Genomic DNA, 14,772 nt, shown 5'->3' with positions numbered 1-14,772 from the left:
CGCCATGCAGTGAGAGCGGCGATGAGGACCACCTCATCCTCCTTTAGAACGGCGCAGCGCGGCTCGAGGAAGCCGCGGGCCATGAGGCCACTGGGTCTGACGGATTCGCCCTGCCGACTGAAATGCCAGCGCTTTGAGACACGGAACTGTTCCTGAGTCGGGTGCGCTGCGGTTCTTCGACCGTGACCCGCAGCAGATCGCCCAGCTTGTGCGGCTGGGCGCGCTCGCCCTGCACGGCATCAGCACCACGGTCGGATCGGCGAGCAACCGCGTGCTGGCCGCCATGGCCGGCGACGCCACCGCGTCCGGCGGCATCACCCCCTCGACCACACCCCTGAGGCGATCGCTGCCTTCCTGTGCCCCCGCCCGGTCGCCGCGCTGTTCGGGGTCGGCCCGTCGACCGCCAGCCTCCTTACTCGGCACGGACTGACGTTTCCCGGCGCGGGACGGCCTCGTTGGAGCGGGCATGGACAAGATGCCGGATGAACCGGCAAACACGTGCTCTAACGCGCGGGTGTGGGCACACGGCACAAGAGAGCCGCACCCCACCGGGTGCGGCCCCCTCGTTCGTGCCACCTTTGGGCCGGTCAGGAATACACCGTCACCGGCAGCGAGCAGATGTTGTAGCCGTTGTCGATTTAGCACACGCTCAGCTCGTGCTTGACGTCCTCACGGATGTCACCGCCCACGAAAGCCGCATGCGGCGCGTGCGAGGTGCGCGCCACGCATCAGGCCTTCACCGCCAGGCCGGGCGAGCACAGGGTGCCCGAGGAGTTGGACATGCACAGGTTGATGTGGAGCTTGGTGCCCTCGGCGACGTTCTTGGTCTGCTGGACGCGGTCGCCTGATCCGCTGGGGCTGATCTTGATGCCTATGGACGCCTCGCCGCGCGGGTCGAGGCCGTCGGCCATGAAGTCGGAGACGTAGAGGGTGTCGCCCTTGGGGTACTGGGTGCCGCCGGGGTCGGCCTGCCAGTGGGCTTCGGCGACGACGTTTCCGTAGCGGTCCTTGGCCCAGATGGTGCCTTCGCCGAGCTGATCGGCGCGGGATCCGAAGGTGACGTTGGGAAGCCCGGCGGCAGCCTTCGGGGTAAGCGGCGTGGTGGAGTCGGCGGCGGCCGGTGAGGTGAAGGTGGCGGCGGTGATGATTGCGGCGCCTGCCACAGCGGCAGTACGCGCGAGGATGGATGCCACAGCTGGTTGTCCCCCATATCAGGTGGTGACGTTGTAGTAGCGCGAGCAGATGCTCTTGCGGTCGGTGGAGACGCAGATGCGCAGACGCGTCCTTGCGACGCCGCGTGCTGCACCGGGTCTCTTGTTCGATGCATGGCTCTTCCGGGACGGCCTCCAGATCAATTGGCGAACGTCTCTCCATCGTGCCGAAGTGTGGTCGGTGCGTCGTTAGCGCTGAGTGCACACCTGCGTTGGCAATGAGTTCACTCGTGGCTGTGGAGGGTCCGGTGCCGGTGGTCTTGGGCGACATGCCGAAGGCGGCGCGGTAGGCGCGGCTGAAGCCGCTTGCGCGTACTTCCTTGAGCACGGGGATGAACTGCGGGCCGTCTGCCGTCTGTCCCGCGGTCAGGACGAACGCCAGCGGGCGGCCCTTCCGGTCGACGGCGAAGTGGACCTTGCTGGTCTGCCCGCCTCTGGAGCGCCCGAGGAGGGCAGCCTTCAGCCGGAGTTTGCGCCGACGCCGGACGCGTCGTCGCTCTTCCCGCCCGGGATCTGCTTCGACGTCCTGACCGTGGTGCTCGTCGAGGCTGCCCCCTTTGACCTGGCCCTCTCCTCCTCGGCGGCAGCCCTCTCCAGGGCGGTAATGACCCCCTCGCCCAGGTGCATCCCGGCAGCGTCATGGTGAGCGCGCACAGTGGTGGAGTCGATGCGCGATAGCCCTAGATAAGGCTCGAGGCGTGGGAGTTGGAAAACCGGTGACGCTCCCGGAGCCCTACCGCTCAGGACCCGGCGGGCACGGCGCGGGCCAGCGGTTCCAGGTCGCCGTACAGGGCGGCGTGCATCGCGGCCGCGAGCTCGCGGGCCCGCTCCTCGTCCGCCACGTCGTACAGCGTGATGTGTACCAGCCCCGCCGACGAGCCGGAGCGGACCTCACGGTCGCGGACCAGGCGGATGACGGCGTCCCGGATGGCGTCGCATGCGCCGTCGACGACGTGCCCCGGAGCGGCTGTGAGCGCGTCGGCCGTTACCGTCCACCGCCTGCCGCGGCGCTTGACGGCGACGAACACCACGCGCGCCGTCCTGGCCGCCTTGTACGCGATGTTGAACGCGTCGAGGCCTGTGGCGTCTGGGATGAGGTCGGCGGGGCAGGGGAACGGCAGCGGCTGCATAACTGATCGTTTCAGAATGGATTCGATGTCGATGGATGACAGAGGGTCTGTCTGGGCAGGCCTGCGGAGTGCCCGCTGATCTTGTTCCTGATGACCTATGGGAGCGCATCGCGCCGCTTCTCCCGCCGCGTCCGACGCGAAGGCACCAACATCCTGGGCGACTTCCCGTGCCGGACAGAGTGGCACGGGCTGGGATCATCTATGTGCTGCGCAAGGGAGTTGCCTGGCGTGATGTCCCCGCCCAGGTGGTGGGTTGCTCTGGAGTCACCAGCTGGCGTCGGCTGCGGGACTGGACCGAAGCCGGTGTCTGGCCGCATTTGCACCTGGCGCTGCTCGCCGAACTGAGAAGCCGTTGCCATACCGATCATGGAGTCTGTCGATCGAACGGGAGTCTCGATCGGGTGATCGCGGGCACTGCCCGGCATGAGAGCAGGGCCTGGCGGTATACGGGGAAAATCCAGGGGAGCGGACGGCCGCGCGCTGCTACGGTCGGGCGCTATGAGCTGGCTCCCCGATGACTTCGTCCATCCCGTCCTGGTACCGCTGCCGGGCAGTGGTCATCACCTGCGGCCGATCCGGGAGGCGGACACCCCGCTCGACTATCCGGCTGTGATGGGTTCGCGCGAGCGGCTGTGGACCATCTTCGGCCCAGCCTGGGGCTGGCCCGCGGCCACCATGACCTACGAGGCCGACCAGGCCGACCTGTTGCGGCACGAGAAGGAGATCGCCGCACACCAGTCTTTCAACTACGCGCTGTTCGACGCGGCGGAGACAGCTCTGCTCGGCTGCGTCTACATCGACCCACCGGAGAGGGCCGGCGCGGACGGCGAGATCTCCTGGTGGGTGGTGGACGAGCTGGTGGGCAGCAAGGTCGAGCAGGCCCTCGACGAGCTGGTGCCGCAGTGGATCGCCGCCGACTGGCCGTTCGAGCAGCCGCGCTTCCTCGGCCGCGAGATCTCCTGGTCGGACTGGCTCGCCCTGCCGGAGCACCCCGACGCGTAAGTAGCTTTTGTCGTAATGCTCTGGGGACTTGGTGCTCGAACGGCCGTCTCGATTGGGTGGTCGTCGGGTGCTCGGCGCATGCGAGGAGGGCCTCCTGAACAGCTCGCTGGTGTCGAATCACCGAGCATCAGGAGGCCCTGGTGTCGCAGTCTTGCGTGCCGATGCCCGTGCAGTCCACCGCGGGTACTCGGGAGTGTGACTGTCTGGCTCACCGGTTCGGAAACGCTGCCGACAATCGCCTGCGAGAGCGTCGGTATCCGAGCGACATGACGGACGCGGAGTGGGTGGTGGTGCGGCCGCTGCTGCCGGTGCCGGGTTGGATGCAGGGCCAGGGCGGGCAGCCGGAAGCGTACTGCCACCGGGCGATGCTGGACGCGATCGGCTATCTCGTGGACAACGGCATCAAGTGGCGGGCGATGCCGGCCGACTTCCCGCCGTGGGACCGGGTCTATGCGTTCTTCCGCCGCTGGCGCGATCGCGGCCTGGTCCGGGAGTTCCATGACCGGGTGCGCGGGCAGGTCCGGGAGAGGGCTGGGCACGATGCCCTGCCGACGGCTGGGGTGATTGATTCGCAGTCGGTCAAGGCGGATGCCGTGGTCGGCGCCGGCACCCGTGGCTTCGACGGCGGCAAGCTGGTCAACGGACGCAAGCGGCACGTCGTGGTCGACACCCTCGGCCTGCTGCTGGGCGTGATGGTCACCGCTGCGGATGTGGGCGATCGCGCCGCTGCCCACATCCTGCTGGAACAGGTGGCTGCCGCTCACCATCGCCTGGCCCTGGTCTGGGCCGACGGCGGCTACACCGGCAGTCTGATCGAGCACTGCCTGGCCGCGTTCGCCCTGGTCCTGGCGATCGTCAAGCGCAGCGACAACATGAAGGGATTCGTGGTGCTGCCCAAGCGGTGGATCGTCGAGCGTCTCTTCGCGCACCTGATGCGAAGCCGCCGCCTGGCCCGCGACTTCGAGCGTCGTATCGCCAGTGCCGAGGCGATGATCTACTGGTCGATGGCCGCCCTCATGACCCGTCGCCTGGCCCGGCCACACCGGGGCCGAGGGTGAACCGGCCGGGTGCGGGCTCGGCCAGCCAGCCTCGGGCGACCAGGCGTTTCGCCTTCGACCGCAATGCCTCCACCCGCGCCGGCACCACGTCCATGCCGAACACTGCGGCCATTTCCTGGCAGGTCAGCGGCCCCTGGCCGAGACGGACACGGTCCGCGACGGCTTGAAGGATGCGCTGGTAGTCGACCGACAGCACCGAAGAGGCGACCTCCTCACGCCACACCGGCACCTGCGATTTCGGGTTGGCCGCATCACGGGACGCCGGCTGCCTGTCCGCCTCCCGAGGCCCGGCGGCGGCTCGGGGGCCGGCGTCAGCGGCGCTGTACGGAGCCAGAACCGTATCGACCCGCCGCCGGGCGATCACCCACTCCTGCCATTCCTCCTCGGCCGCGGCCAACTCGGCCTGAATACGGTCGGCCTCCTCACGCAGACCCGACGCCGAGCAACGAGCTCGTGCTGTTCCAGTAGTCCAACGACTGACGGCATTCGAGACCTCCCGGGGAACGACGACCTGACAGGCCACTACTCCCACGGGTCTACCGCACCTATCCGCAACCAGCGGAAACACGCCAATCACACCCGGAAAGACAACAGCTTCTGAGAGTGAACGGGGCACTGGACATGGGGGACTGTGCGATCGAAGGTTCTCATGTCAGAGCCCTTGAAGGGGGGATCGCGTCGGCCCCTCACCCGTCGATCGCGGCCGCCCAGGATCGAAGCACCATGTGATCGTTGATCGGCACGGCACTCCATTGGCTGTCTCACTGACCGGCGGAGACCGCCACGATGTCACCCAATTGATCCCGCTCCTGGACGCGATCCCCAACATTCGGGGTCTGCGTGGCCGCCCGCTCCGCAGGCCCAGGCGGCTGTTCGCCGATCGCGGCGACGACTTCGACAAGTACCGTCGCTGGCTGTGGAAGCGCGGGATCAGACCGCTCATCGCACGCCGGGGCACCATGCACGGTTCCGGCCTCGGCCAGACCCGTTGGGTGGTTGAGAGGACCGTCGCCTGGCTCCATCAGTTCAAACGACTCCGCACCCGCTACGAACGCCGGGCCGACCTCCACCAAGGCCTACTGGAACTACTGGCCTGCGCCATCATCTGCCTGCGCCGACTCGGCAGATCACTCCGGGATAATCCGCAAAACCGTGGTGCATCTCAGCTGCAAGCACCCTAGTCAGCGGGATGATCGGACAGCTGTACGCCATCGTCATCGACTGCCCCAATCCATCCGAGCTCGCCAACTTCTACGGGAAACTGCTGTCACTCTCACGGCTGGAGGACACTCCAGAGTTCGTCGTGCTGGGCACCACGGCACGTACTGAAGTCGTGGCATTCCAACAAGTCCACGACTTCCGACCGCCACAGTGGTCCGTCCCTGACCATCCTCAGCAGATGCACATCGACGTGATGGTCGCGGATCTCGACGTGGCCGAGCCACAGGTGCTTGCATTGGGTGCAACCCTGCTCGACGGGTCAGACAAGCCAGTCGGATACCGGGTGTACGCCGACCCCGTCGGCCACCCCTTCTGCCTCGTCACGCCACTGGAGTGAACAGCAAAGCGCCTGCGATACCGACTCCCATCAGGTCACCGTCACATTTGTCGTCCCCGAACCTGATTCTGAAACGATCAGTAAGGCGCATCGTGCCAGGAGCGTCGGACCAGCGAGCTCGCCTACGAGACGGTCAGTTTGGCCGCCACGTCAGCTACCGCACGGCATTCTTGGGTGCCGGGCATACGGGCGGGCCCGTCCTCGACGGACGTGCCCGCCCGACACCGGCAGATCGGTCGGTCAGAAGATTCCCTTGTGCACCTGCCAGCCGGTCGCGATCTTCACCGTCGAGCCGAAGGAGCCGGTTCCCGTCCCGCCGTTACGGAGCAGATCACCGGCCGCGTTCCTCGACAGCAGATCCGCCCTGCCGTCACCGGTGATGTCCCCGACGCCGACGAATGCATTACGGCCCGTGCCCCAGTTGTTCCCGAAGACGAGAACCCGCGGCTTCACCGTGCCCGCCGCGATGCCGTTGTACCGCCACAGTGAGTTGGCGGCGTCCACGGCGAGCAGTTCCCCGATGCCGTCGCCGTTCAGATCGCCGGCACCGAAGATCGCCCGGTACAGCTTCCAGTTCGTACCGATCCGCCCTCGCGCCGTCAGACCGCCTGCACCATTGCCGGCGTACAGGTACATGTCCCCGGTCGATGCCTGGCGTGCGACCAGGTCTGGCCGGCCGTCGCCCGTCATGTCACCGGGTGACGTCAGCACATTGAACTGGGCCCACACGGTGCCGAGGGACGTGTACGGAGCAGTCGGTGTCAACGCCTTCCCACAGCCCGGCTTGTACGCGCGCAGCTCGCCGCCGACACGTATGAGCACGTCGTTGCAGCGGTCACCGTTGAGGTCCCCGAAGGGCACGGCGTGGACCGAGGTCGACCAGCCGGAGCCGGAGGTGCTGCCGGCGAACTTTCCGGTGCCGTCGCCGTGGTGGAAGGTCAGTGAGCCGGACGCGTTGAGAGTCAGCAGATCGGCAATGCCGTCCTGGCCGGCGTGATCCCGGTGCACCGGCGCCGCCGTCGGTCCGGCGTACACCAGGTGAATGCGCTCAGAGGCATCGACGAAGGCCACCCGGTTTCCGTACGGGTCCGCGGTCCACCTGATGCGGCGGTCCGAGGGGTGGCTCTCCGGCGCGAGATTCTCTGTGGCCGGGAGCGGGGCGAGGTCGGCACTGACCGCTTGACCCGAGCCGAACGTGGTGCGGACCAGTTGGCCCCGGCTGGTGTCGTGGCGGACCAGAAAGCCGTCGGCCAGCAGGGCGTGCCCCACGGGCACGGGCACGGAGCGGCCGCGGGAGCGGTCAAACACGCCCGCCTTCTGCTGAGCCTCACAGGCCCAGTACACCCAGCGGCCAACGACCTGCAGCTCACTGGGGAAACAGGCGGCACCGATGTCGACACTGACCGCGGGCAGGCCCGTTCCCAGACGGCTCATGGACAGTCGTCCCGCGGTGGAGGTGGTGGTCCATAGTTGGCCGTCCCACACCGTCGCGGCCGCGACGGCATGGGTGGACACCACCTTGGACTGCGCCCAGTCGACAAGGTGTTTCTTGCGCGTGATCCCGCCGAAGAACACCGCGTACCGGCCATGCGCCGCCACGAGCTCACCGGAGGACTCCGGCAGCAGCACCGCCTGGACGTCCCCCTCGGGCGTACGCCTAAAGAGCTGGGAAGCGCCGTAGTAGTAGACGACGGAACGGTCACCCGCTCCGAACAGCCGGACACAGCTGTAGATGATCCCGCACGGCTTGCCCGAGCCGCCGGCTTGACGCACGGGTCCCACCTGCGGGTTGTCTCCGGCCGTCACCGTGCGGGTGTTGAACATGACGTCCCCGTGCGTCGGTGGCGCGGTCTCGTCCGTGTAGGCCAGCGTTCCGTTGGCCAGCGACATACCGTCGATGGCAGCGGGAACCGGCGGAAGATCGATGATCTCCCGGGCGACGATCTGCCCTTCGGGTGACTGGGTCAGGCGTTGCACGCCCCAGTCCTTCGGGCCGGTACCGGCCTGGACGATGGCTGAACCGTCCGGTGCCTCATCGAGCCATCCGCCCATCCTCGGGAACAGCTGACGCCACTCGCCTCCCGCGAGCGGCATCGTCAGCACAGCGTGTGTGCCCCAGTCCTGCACCACCACGTGGTCGCCGACAACCGTGAACTCGACCTTCCCCTGGGTTGGTTGGCCCGGGACCTGGATCTCAGCTCCCTCCAGGTCGTCCCGCCGTAGCAGCCGCGCACCGGCCCCCGGATACCACCATCCGACATAGTCGTGGCTCAGGAAGGGAACCCGGGCGGAGCCCGCCTTGTAGGAGTCGAAGATCTTTGCCACGGACCCGTCGCCCACATCGACGAGCGCGAGCTGTTCCATGAACACCTTCGGATCGTCGGTGGGCATGCGGTAGCGCATCAACAGAGACTCGGCATCGCGCTCGCTCACCGCCATCAGCTTGGCGCCCTCTGGCCAGCCGGTCACCCTCAGATCGGTCGTGCCGCCATCGGTCGCCGACGTCAGCAGGTGCACCTCGCGAACAGCGGAAGAGGAGCCCAGGTAAGCGACCACCGTTTCACCTGCGGTGCCCGCCCATGCCAGCCCTTCGGGAACCGTGACCGTGCCCTTGGTGGCGCCCGAATCGACGTCGTGAAACCGGACGACGTACGGCTTGGTGGGAGTCATCTCGTACACGGTGTCCGACTGGGCGAGTGTCACCTGCCCATGGGGGGCGTCGTACTGGGGCAAGTCCCGCGATGCGCCGGTCGCGTAGTCCGTCCAGCGCAGGTGGGCCGATCCTTCCGGCTGGGAGAGCAGCCCTGTGTCGCCGAAGCCGGAAAGCACTGCGTTGCGGGGCTGGTACCTGTCGGCGGCCGGCAGGACGATGTCAGCAGTGGCAGCTGCGGCCGCCGGAGTACCGGCCAGCGGTATGACCCCAACCGCGAGCAGTACGGACACGCCTACTGCGACACTCGTGCGAAAGAAGGCGTGGTGAGCCAAGAGATCCCTCCGGGAGACCTGAGGTCAGGGGTGACGGACACGCGGGAAGTGGATGACCGCCCGCATATGCGTAGAAAGGCGACCTTCGGGAAAGGGAGCCGGATGCGCCCCGGGTGAACTCCCGTGCGAATCGCGCGATCTTAACAGCCGTCACATATGTGCCGGAAGTGAAAAGAGTCGGTAGCACTGTCGTCTGCTGATCTTCATCGGTGCAGGCGTGGTGGACGGCCGTCAGCCTCGGCGATCGCGCCAGCCGAGCTCACCAGCCGGGTGGACCAGGTCCGGCGCCGTGCCGGCTCACCTCCGCTCACGCGGAGGCGACCTGGTGTCCTTCGCGTACGCCAGCGCAACAGCCAGCTCACCTCCGCTCGCGCGGAGAGGATACCCGTACGACGCCGCCAGCTCGCCGGAGTCGAGCGGCTCACCTCCGCTTGCGCGGAGAGGACGACTCGAGGCCGGCACTGTAGGCCTTGCTGTCCATGTGCAGCATCCCTGGTAGTCCGGAGGCTCCGCCGTGGTGCGGTCGGAGCCATGTCGTCAGTCGGTCTGTGACTTCTGGCCCTGTGCCTCTTCTCGAAGTTCCTGAAGGCGGCGACCACTGGGAACGTGGGTGTACTGGCCCCAGTGGCCTCGTGGGTCCGCTGCCGGAGGGGCTGGTGGTGCTGCAGCTTGTCGCCAGCCGCGGCCAGGCTGGCCTCGATGATGAACATCAACGCTGGACTACGGGACTCCTGCTCCGCGTTCGGCTTCCTCTTGTCCAGAAGCTCGCGACGCAGCACGTCGTTGGGGGTGTCGACGAGCGGTTCGCTGTGCCGTTGCAGATCCAGGAGCCCGCATCGGCAGCCTCAGCCGAAGTCGTGTCCATCGGCCCACTGCAGATTCTGACAGTCGCAGAAGAACCGAATGGCTAGACCCTCAACGGTCGGCGGCGTAACCAGCCATCTGCCCGATGCCAGCCGCTTCTGCACGTGGCTCGAAGTACGGTCGCTGGCACCGAAACGGGGTCCTGATCAGCTTGCCAGGACCCCGCACGGCGTTGGCATTGTCGAAGTCTCGTCAGTCTTCGACCACGGTGCTACCTCGTGGCTGACCGAGAACAACAGCCCTGACCGATGCAGCGCCAGAAGCTGCGATCACAGCGAACGCTGATGCCTGCTCTGGTGACACCGCGTTCAGCAACACCAGAGCACACAGCACACCTGAAGCAATCGCAATGCCGCCAGCGAGCAGCAACCGACGACGCCTCAATGGGTGGACTCGGCCTGGCTGGAGTGGGCTCTCTTCGTTGTCCGCCCTAGCATGGTCCATGAAGACCGCTCCTTTCACGGGAGATCGGATTCACCACCACCGGCGGCCTCCTGTGACAGCAGGAGGCCGCCGCCTTGTCAGGCAGCGGCCCACAGGTGCCGGTTAACTCAAATGGTCTAGCCGAGAGCCCTCTCAGGCAAACCCACGCGCCCCGGCTTACGCCGAATGGCGGGCGCCGTGGAAAACCACTCCTTGCCGTGCACAGCAGCGTTCGTTCTTTGACCTGAACAAGACGGACATTGCGAAGTCTTCGACTCTGGTTTTCAGCAAGTCCTTCTACCAAGGCGGCCTGATCAACCGCCGAGCCGACTTGCGTTCCGCGTTCGCCCAGTTCGTGTTCGGGTCCATGGTTTCCCGCCTTCGCGCATGCGCTCGGCGTCAGCTTTGAAGGGCACCGTGACACCTGCTCGGCCAGCGACTCCATGACGCGCACCACGTCCACCGAACTCCCCTTTGGCCTCCGGTGGGGAGCCCGCCCCCGCCCGGGTATCCCCCAGGCGGCTCGGCCGACATCATCACAGCGGTCGCCGGAGCCCTCTCTGCCATGGGTGGTGCGTGCGGCGGCATCGCGGCGCTCGTGGTTGCGAAGCGCCCATCACACCCCACTGGCCGGGACCAGAGCCCACCAGCCACGTGACTGCAGCCTTGACATTCCCCCCACCGGGGCTTCTACCGCTCAGGTGTGACGCTTTTGCGCACTGGCGCGCAGCCAGGCGTGTGATGCGTGACGACCACAGCGGCCCCCTAGATAGTTGCCAGCCTACTCCGACAGATTGACGACGCCGCAGTCAACTGTGACTCGTCGCGCTAACTGTCGTGTCGGCGAGGTATTTGTCGTGATGGCTGTCGGCCGCTGGCGCTCTGCACGGTAGCGTCCGGCTCCATGGGTGATGTGAAGATCGTTGTTGAGCGCCGGTACGCCCCCGACCCGATCGACTACCAGCGCCTCGTCTCGCTGGTCGAGTCCACCGGCGAACGTGTCGTGCTCACTGAGGCCGACGTGCCGGTAAGTGTCCTGTTCCCGGCGGGGGTGGTTGCCGAGCTGGAGCACTGGGCCCGTGCCGACTACTCCGCACGCGCACCGATATCGCAGGAAGATGAAGAGCAGGACGCGAACAAGCCGACGTGGGACGTTGGCCGGCTCCAGGTCGAGCCGTTGGCCGGCCCGCAGGAGTACGGACCCTACATCCGGTACGTGCGCGCCGATGGCAGGCGCGTGAGCTTCGCCCGGAGCGGGATGGTGGTGGCCGTGCAGCTGACTGCCGACGAGGCGGCGTGGCTTGAGGACAAAGCCATGCACACGCGCCAGGGATACATGGACCCCAAGCAGGCAGCGGCATTCGAAGAGTTCCTGGCGCGACAGCCACCGGTCGGCGAGCAGTGACGTCGAGACGGGCACGCCCTCACGCAGACGGGACCGGAGTGTCCGGCGGGGCGGAAGCGTCCGTCCCCGGCGGGCGAGTGGGGACAGGGCCTCAGTGCCGGCCGTACCTGCGGCGCTGACACCCTGAAGACCGTCCACGCCCGCAGGTCAGCGGTGCCTCGTCATGCCCCGAGGACGATCTCCGATGGTGACGACAACTTGCCCGCCAATGCCCACCAGACCACCAGAAGCCTGCCGATTCACGACAGATATCGTGCCGATCCGTCACCGAAACGCCAGGTCGGGGTCCACGTAGGACGACAACTAGCCAGACGAGTCACGTCAACGCAGCCGGGTGTGACGCTATTTACGGCCGTGACGCGATAGAAGGTGAGCCGACTGGTCATCGTCCGTCGATACCCGAACATCGCCATGGGAGCTGATATGGGACGGGAGTTCTGGCGGACGATCCAGTTGGCAATCGACAAGGACAACTGGACTGCACGCCTTGTCGTAGTTCTCTGCACGAGCGTAGCCGCCGCGCTCGGCGCCTGCGCGATCGTCGCCGCTAGGTAGCCTGACCGACTGTTGTGCGGTACGGGCCGTTGGGCCAGCCCGTACCGCACAACATGTGGCCTGCGCCGCGCAGCTGACAGCCGCCGTACGCGCGGAGCAGGCCTTGTACGAGGCCCCTGAGCCTCCCACCGCGCCGCGTACCCGCGAAGTCCTACGAGTAGTGCACCGCCGGGGCGCCGCCAAAGAACATCGCGTCTCAAAAGTTGCCGCGGCAGCATCGCCAAACTTCGCCTTCTCAAAGCTGGTGTCACGACACCAAGGAGAGTCAGAGCGGCGTGATGCTGTCGGCGCTATGGGCGGGGAGTTGGTAGAGGTCACCACTGACATTAGGGCGGGGGAGTGGTCGGGTGGGCGGTCCCACCGCCCCTGCCCCTGCCGTGATGGGGATTGGTGAAATTGGCTCTGACCGGAGTTCCGTGAATCGCCCCGCACCTACGGCACTGTGCTGGTCGACATCGAGGCAGCGCGCGTGATCGACGTGCTGCCGGACCTCGGAAACCTTCGCCGCCTGGCTGCGAGAGCATCCAGGGGCTGAGGTCATCTGCCGTGACCGGGCCAGCACCTACACCCGCGCCGTCAAGGACGCCGCCCCAGGCGCCACTGAGGTAGCCGATCGGTGGCACCTGCTTCAGAACCTTTCCCGCGCGGTCGAGAAGGTCTGCCATCAGCACCGAGCCTGCCTGCGAAAACAAGCAGAACAGGGCCCACAGGTCACCCCCCGGATGTCGCCCCTTGACATGTTGCCGAAGACCTTGATCGTCGATCGCGTCCAGCAGAGATACGGGCAGGTCAACCGTATGGTCGAAGTGGGCTATCCGCTCAGCGAGATCGCACGGCGCCTCGGCCTGGACCGCAAGACCGTGCGTCGGTACCGCGACACCGAGCTCGACATTCTCATCGCCTCGGCCCGAGACCGTCGCGACTCCCCGCTCGATCGCCACAAGCCCTTCCTGCAGGCCCAGTTTGCTGCGTGCAACACCAATGCTGCCGCGCTCTACCAGGAACTTCTCGAACGTGGATACCGTGGGGGGGTATTCCACCCTCGCGCACACGATGCGTAAGAACACCGCCGCCCCAGCACCCGCCGACCTACCAAGCCCCCGCACGATCACCGGCTGGATCATACGACCGCGTGACAGCCTCCCCACCAAGAACGTGGCGCAGCTCGACCAGGTCCGCCTGGCCTGCCCTGACATCACTCATGCCTGCGACTTGGCTCGAGCCTTCACCGACCTCGTCCGCCACCGCGGCGGCACCATGCTGCCCCAGTGGATCCGTCTGGCCGAGACAAGCGACCTCGCCCCCTTCTGGTCCCTCGCCGGCTCCCTGAGACAAGACTTCGACGCCGTGACAGCAGGCCTGACTCTGCCGTGGAGCTCGGGTGTCGTCGAGGGGCATGTGAACCGAGTGAAAACGATCAAGAGAGTCATGTACGGCCGGGCCTCGTTCGCGCTCCTTCGTACCCGGATCCTCAGGCAGGCCTGATCTGCCCGCCGCCAGTCCGGGCGGTTCACAGCCGGTGATGTCGGCTTCGGTGAGCCCTGCCACAATCCGCAGATGACGAGCGATGCTGTGGGTGTATCCGCAGACCTACCCGATCCGGCTGTGGTGCTGGCAGGCTCCGACTGGGGTGCCCTGGAGCACGCCATGGGACTGGCCGAGGACACACCGCAGAATCTGGCCGCGCTGCTCCATGCCGACCAGCGCCTGAGGTCCGAGGCGTTGGACTACCTGCATCACGTGGTGCACCACCAGAACACCCTGTATGCCGCGACGGTCCCCGCCGCGCTCTACGTGTCCGCGATACTCACCGACCCGCGAGCCGGCCTACCCGTCGACAAGCGACCCCACGACTTCCCAGGGCCTCTGCGCGCCGAACTGCTGGGCTGGCTGGGCTCGGTCGCCGAATCCGCCAGTGACGATGCTGCCTCGGTCAGCCGTCGCTTCGGTTTCCCGCCGGAGGAGTACCCGCCGTTCGTCCAGACCTGCCAGATTCGCCCCTCGCTCTACTCCGCAATCGCAGCCTTCCTCGACGACCCAGACCCGCATGTGCGTGAAGCGGCCGTCGCCGCCTGCATCCCTCTGCTGGACGACCCGCGCCTGAACCATCACCGAACCGAGTTGATCCCGCTTCTCCGGGACCCGTTGGCCGTGAGCGAGCTCTGGCAGTACCGCGAACGGGCGATCGAGACGCTTGAAGCGTGGGGCGAGGACACCGCGGGCCTGGAAGTGCGACGAGACGCATTCGAGGTCTGCGACCCGCAAGACACCACCACAGCATCATCGACGGCGAAACCGGCTCACTGGGGCGATGCCGACGACCTTCCGTTCTAACCAGCGATCGGGTCTTCATTCGAAGATCGTTCACGAAACTGCGGTCAGAACCATTTTCAACGAGCCCCATCAGCCGTACCCGCACGACCGGCAATCCGCCCCACCAACCGCTATGAGGTGCTGATGTCCGCTCCCAAAGCTGCCCGGGCCCTGGTGTTCTGTCCACGGAGGTTGGTGACGCAGGTCTCGGCTGAGTGATCTTGAAATGGGTGAGGGCCTTCTGGCCTGGTGTGGATTGCGACATCTG

The 14,772-nt window shown here is 66.7% G+C and carries 13 protein-coding genes and 5 pseudogenes; 13 read left to right on the top strand and 5 right to left on the bottom strand.

Features of this window, described 5'->3' with window-relative positions:
* Positions 1-133: 133 nt before the first annotated feature.
* Positions 134-430: a hypothetical protein gene (locus tag ACFYXH_RS38765; RefSeq protein ID WP_389573534.1), complete on the top strand. Its 297-nt coding sequence runs from the start codon at positions 134-136 to the stop codon at positions 428-430.
* A gap of 298 nt (positions 431-728) precedes the next feature.
* Here ACFYXH_RS38765 and ACFYXH_RS38760 read toward each other — a convergent pair whose 3' ends face one another.
* The 3 genes and pseudogenes from ACFYXH_RS38760 to ACFYXH_RS38750 form a co-directional block, all read right to left on the bottom strand.
* Positions 729-1,163, bottom strand: coding sequence for a hypothetical protein (locus ACFYXH_RS38760; protein ID WP_389573532.1), 435 nt, complete (start codon positions 1,161-1,163; stop codon positions 729-731).
* Positions 1,164-1,521: 358 nt separating this feature from the next.
* A pseudogene (locus ACFYXH_RS38755) lies at positions 1,522-1,895 on the bottom strand (hypothetical protein); the annotation flags it as partial.
* A gap of 56 nt (positions 1,896-1,951) precedes the next feature.
* Positions 1,952-2,341, bottom strand: coding sequence for a hypothetical protein (locus ACFYXH_RS38750; protein WP_389573530.1), 390 nt, complete (start codon positions 2,339-2,341; stop codon positions 1,952-1,954).
* A gap of 35 nt (positions 2,342-2,376) precedes the next feature.
* Here ACFYXH_RS38750 and ACFYXH_RS38745 point away from each other — a divergent pair.
* The 3 genes and pseudogenes from ACFYXH_RS38745 to ACFYXH_RS38735 form a co-directional block, all read left to right on the top strand.
* Positions 2,377-2,754: pseudogene (locus tag ACFYXH_RS38745) on the top strand (transposase); the annotation flags it as partial.
* An 85-nt stretch (positions 2,755-2,839) separates the two neighbouring features.
* On the top strand, positions 2,840-3,343 hold the full coding sequence (locus ACFYXH_RS38740; RefSeq protein WP_075026644.1) for a GNAT family N-acetyltransferase: 504 nt from the start codon (positions 2,840-2,842) through the stop codon (positions 3,341-3,343).
* Between the two features lie 161 nt (positions 3,344-3,504).
* A complete protein-coding gene (locus ACFYXH_RS38735; protein WP_389573688.1) occupies positions 3,505-4,401 on the top strand; it encodes an IS5 family transposase in 897 nt (298 codons plus the stop codon).
* Here the strand turns inward: ACFYXH_RS38735 and ACFYXH_RS38730 are convergent.
* Positions 4,358-4,831: a hypothetical protein gene (locus tag ACFYXH_RS38730; RefSeq protein WP_389573687.1), complete on the bottom strand. Its 474-nt coding sequence runs from the start codon at positions 4,829-4,831 to the stop codon at positions 4,358-4,360. The two genes, ACFYXH_RS38735 and ACFYXH_RS38730, sit on opposite strands and share 44 nt — an antisense overlap.
* 167 nt (positions 4,832-4,998) lie before the next feature.
* On the opposite strand from ACFYXH_RS38730, the pseudogene ACFYXH_RS38725 reads away from it, so the two are divergent.
* Together ACFYXH_RS38725 and ACFYXH_RS38720 are read left to right on the top strand one after the other, a co-directional pair.
* A pseudogene (locus ACFYXH_RS38725) lies at positions 4,999-5,582 on the top strand (IS5 family transposase); the annotation flags it as partial.
* Between the two features lie 8 nt (positions 5,583-5,590).
* A complete protein-coding gene (locus ACFYXH_RS38720; RefSeq protein ID WP_389573527.1) occupies positions 5,591-5,959 on the top strand; it encodes a VOC family protein in 369 nt (122 codons plus the stop codon).
* A gap of 240 nt (positions 5,960-6,199) precedes the next feature.
* Here ACFYXH_RS38720 and ACFYXH_RS38715 read toward each other — a convergent pair whose 3' ends face one another.
* Positions 6,200-8,902, bottom strand: a complete 2,703-nt coding sequence (locus ACFYXH_RS38715; protein WP_389573525.1) for an FG-GAP repeat domain-containing protein — start codon at positions 8,900-8,902, stop codon at positions 6,200-6,202.
* 674 nt (positions 8,903-9,576) lie between these two features.
* On the opposite strand from ACFYXH_RS38715, the gene ACFYXH_RS38710 reads away from it, so the two are divergent.
* From ACFYXH_RS38710 to ACFYXH_RS38680, 7 genes and pseudogenes are all read left to right on the top strand, one after another.
* Complete coding sequence (locus tag ACFYXH_RS38710) at positions 9,577-9,855, top strand: hypothetical protein (protein ID WP_389573522.1); 279 nt, start codon at positions 9,577-9,579, stop codon at positions 9,853-9,855.
* Between the two features lie 562 nt (positions 9,856-10,417).
* A pseudogene (locus ACFYXH_RS38705) lies at positions 10,418-10,592 on the top strand (HAD-IB family hydrolase); the annotation flags it as partial.
* Between the two features lie 543 nt (positions 10,593-11,135).
* A complete protein-coding gene (locus ACFYXH_RS38700; RefSeq protein ID WP_389573520.1) occupies positions 11,136-11,636 on the top strand; it encodes a type II toxin-antitoxin system Phd/YefM family antitoxin in 501 nt (166 codons plus the stop codon).
* Positions 11,637-12,688: 1,052 nt separating this feature from the next.
* Positions 12,689-12,880: pseudogene (locus ACFYXH_RS38695) on the top strand (transposase); the annotation flags it as partial.
* A 48-nt stretch (positions 12,881-12,928) separates the two neighbouring features.
* Positions 12,929-13,252, top strand: coding sequence for a hypothetical protein (locus tag ACFYXH_RS38690; protein WP_389573517.1), 324 nt, complete (start codon positions 12,929-12,931; stop codon positions 13,250-13,252).
* Positions 13,245-13,676 carry a transposase gene (locus ACFYXH_RS38685; RefSeq protein ID WP_389573516.1) on the top strand — a complete coding sequence of 144 codons (432 nt, stop codon included), beginning with the start codon at positions 13,245-13,247 and terminating at the stop codon, positions 13,674-13,676. Before ACFYXH_RS38690 ends, ACFYXH_RS38685 begins: the two co-directional genes overlap by 8 nt.
* Positions 13,677-13,748: 72 nt before the next feature.
* A complete protein-coding gene (locus tag ACFYXH_RS38680; protein WP_389573514.1) occupies positions 13,749-14,525 on the top strand; it encodes a hypothetical protein in 777 nt (258 codons plus the stop codon).
* Positions 14,526-14,772: the final 247 nt, after the last annotated feature.

The organism is Streptomyces sp. NPDC002730 (assembly GCF_042888805.1).
Lineage (GTDB): Bacteria > Actinomycetota > Actinomycetes > Streptomycetales > Streptomycetaceae > Streptomyces.
This window is presented reverse-complemented; position numbering and strand designations above follow the sequence as displayed.

Bases quoted from the DNA above. Each gene is read 5' to 3' on its own strand.
- ACFYXH_RS38750 (WP_389573530.1), bottom strand. From the start codon at position 2,341: ATGCAGCCGCTGCCGTTCCCCTGCCCCGCCGACCTCATCCCAGACGCC.
- ACFYXH_RS38740 (WP_075026644.1), top strand. From the start codon at position 2,840: ATGAGCTGGCTCCCCGATGACTTCGTCCATCCCGTCCTGGTACCGCTG.
- ACFYXH_RS38735 (WP_389573688.1), top strand. From the start codon at position 3,505: ATGCCCGTGCAGTCCACCGCGGGTACTCGGGAGTGTGACTGTCTGGCT.
- ACFYXH_RS38720 (WP_389573527.1), top strand. From the start codon at position 5,591: ATGATCGGACAGCTGTACGCCATCGTCATCGACTGCCCCAATCCATCC.
- ACFYXH_RS38700 (WP_389573520.1), top strand. From the start codon at position 11,136: ATGGGTGATGTGAAGATCGTTGTTGAGCGCCGGTACGCCCCCGACCCG.
- ACFYXH_RS38690 (WP_389573517.1), top strand. From the start codon at position 12,929: ATGTTGCCGAAGACCTTGATCGTCGATCGCGTCCAGCAGAGATACGGG.
- ACFYXH_RS38685 (WP_389573516.1), top strand. From the start codon at position 13,245: ATGCGTAAGAACACCGCCGCCCCAGCACCCGCCGACCTACCAAGCCCC.
- ACFYXH_RS38680 (WP_389573514.1), top strand. From the start codon at position 13,749: ATGACGAGCGATGCTGTGGGTGTATCCGCAGACCTACCCGATCCGGCT.